Raw genomic sequence first — 1,756 nt, forward strand, 5'->3', positions numbered from 1 at the left:
ATGGTCTCCTTGTGCACGTCCAGCCCGATATGGGTAAGCTGTTGCATGGCCGGTCCCTCCGTGTGTCGGCACCGCGGGCGTGTTCCCGCGGATGATCCACGTTATACGCGGATTCGGGCCGGCCATCTCATGGTGACTAGAGCGACCGGGGGGATTGAATGCAGGTCGGCAGCTACATCGACGGCCGGGAGTTGACCTACGATCAGCACAGCGGCCAGTTCGCTGTCGGGAGCACGCCGGTCACTCTGGAACAAGTGCGTGAGTATGACGACTTCGCCCAGATCGAGTGGTCGAATGATGCGACCCGCACTTGGGCTCGAGACCTCCAGGCGAGCAAACGAGAAGGCATGTCGAGCGCTGAGCCCAGAAGGTGGCGGCTCCTTGGATTCAGATCGAGACGCATCTGGAAGATGGTGATCGCATCCGTCTACTACGCCTTCTGGGTCGTGTTCGCCCTCGCGGCAGTATTCTCACGGACGCCGCACGTCGCTGACGCCAGAGATAGTGCGATTGAAGTCGTTGGCGGTCTCGTGCTCGCCGTGCTGATGATTTCGCCAGCGCTCTTTCTCTCTGATTTCGGATACAGGCATAGGCTCCCGTTCTTCAAGCATCGCAAGGTCCTGTGGAGCGTAGGAGGGTTCGCGGTCTTCTTCCTGCTGTGCTTCGCGACCATCGGTTTGGCTGACTCCCTGCATTCGCCGCCCTACAAGGCGGCTGTAGCGGCAGAACGCGTCGCTGAGCAGAAGAAGCGGGAAGCGGAACGCGTCGCTGAGCAGAACAAGCGGGAGGAGGCGGCAGAAGCAGAACGCGTCGCTGAGCAGGAGAAGCAGGAAGCAAGACGTACGGAGGTGTCTCAGTCCGTCCCGGCCGCCAGTCTCGAGACAACGGCGGAACGCTCGGCTCGCCTCGCTGTGGAGAAGAAGCAGGCGGAACTGGCTGCAGTGCGCGGCACCGACGAGTACAAGGCGCTGACGACCGGAGGAATGAACGACGAGCAGGCGCGCTCATTCATCAAGGCAGCCAAGATTGCTCGGATTAGTGACATCGGCGCGGTCACCTCGCGGGAGAAGAGCAAGAAGGAAGGAGATATCTTCCTCGTCAACTGCGGCGATGGTGACATCGACGTCGACTACGGCGTGTTGTTCCGCGACAACAATGTGTTCCAGATACGCGACAAAGAGCTAGCCGTCCTGTACTCCAAGGGCAAGCGAAACCAGAAGTACATCTTCTGGGAGGAGGTTGGCGGTCCCGGACGCGTCAAGGACATTACTGAAGCTGCAGTCACCGCTGTACTGAAGTCCCCAAGCACGGCTCAGTTTCCAGGCGGATGGCTTGACCCTCTGGACGGATGGGGCTTCAAGAAGACTCCCGGCAGGATTGGAATCACCGGATACGTTGACAGCCAGAATTCGTTCGGCGCAATGCTTCGGTCTCAGTTCAAGTTCATCTACAAGGTGTCCACTGGCAAGGACAGAGGGAAACTCACGCCCATCTACATCAACTTCGACGGCAAGGTTCTTCTCGACGAGCGCTAGAGCTGCGGCGCGGCGGCATACGGCGCTCTAACAATGAGATCAACCTGACATCCGCTTCGCGGCTGCAGGTTATCTCACAGACGTTCGGCAGACGGATCACTCTCCGCGAAGACCATGAATATGGTGGGTGACCTGCGAGCCCAGGTCTCCTGACTCTCCCTCGGCGCATGGTCTGACCTACGGAACCGGTCGCGCCTTGAAGCATCCGTTCGGCGCGAGCG

General features: G+C 59.8%; 1 protein-coding gene. It reads left to right on the forward strand.

Going from position 1 to position 1,756, the window contains the following annotated elements; all coding sequences use genetic code 11:
- The first annotated feature begins 158 nt into the window (after positions 1-158).
- Positions 159-1,535: a hypothetical protein gene (locus Q8K99_09370; GenBank protein MDP2182763.1), complete on the forward strand. Its 1,377-nt coding sequence runs from the start codon at positions 159-161 to the stop codon at positions 1,533-1,535.
- The last annotated feature ends 221 nt before the right edge of the window (positions 1,536-1,756 follow it).

It is taken from the genome of Actinomycetota bacterium (assembly GCA_030682655.1).
In the GTDB taxonomy this organism is placed as follows: domain Bacteria; phylum Actinomycetota; class Coriobacteriia; order Anaerosomatales; family JAUXNU01; genus JAUXNU01.

What these genes read in the sequence shown, in the direction of transcription:
- Q8K99_09370 (MDP2182763.1), top strand. Translation starts at nt 159, where the DNA reads ATGCAGGTCGGCAGCTACATCGACGGCCGGGAGTTGACCTACGATCAG.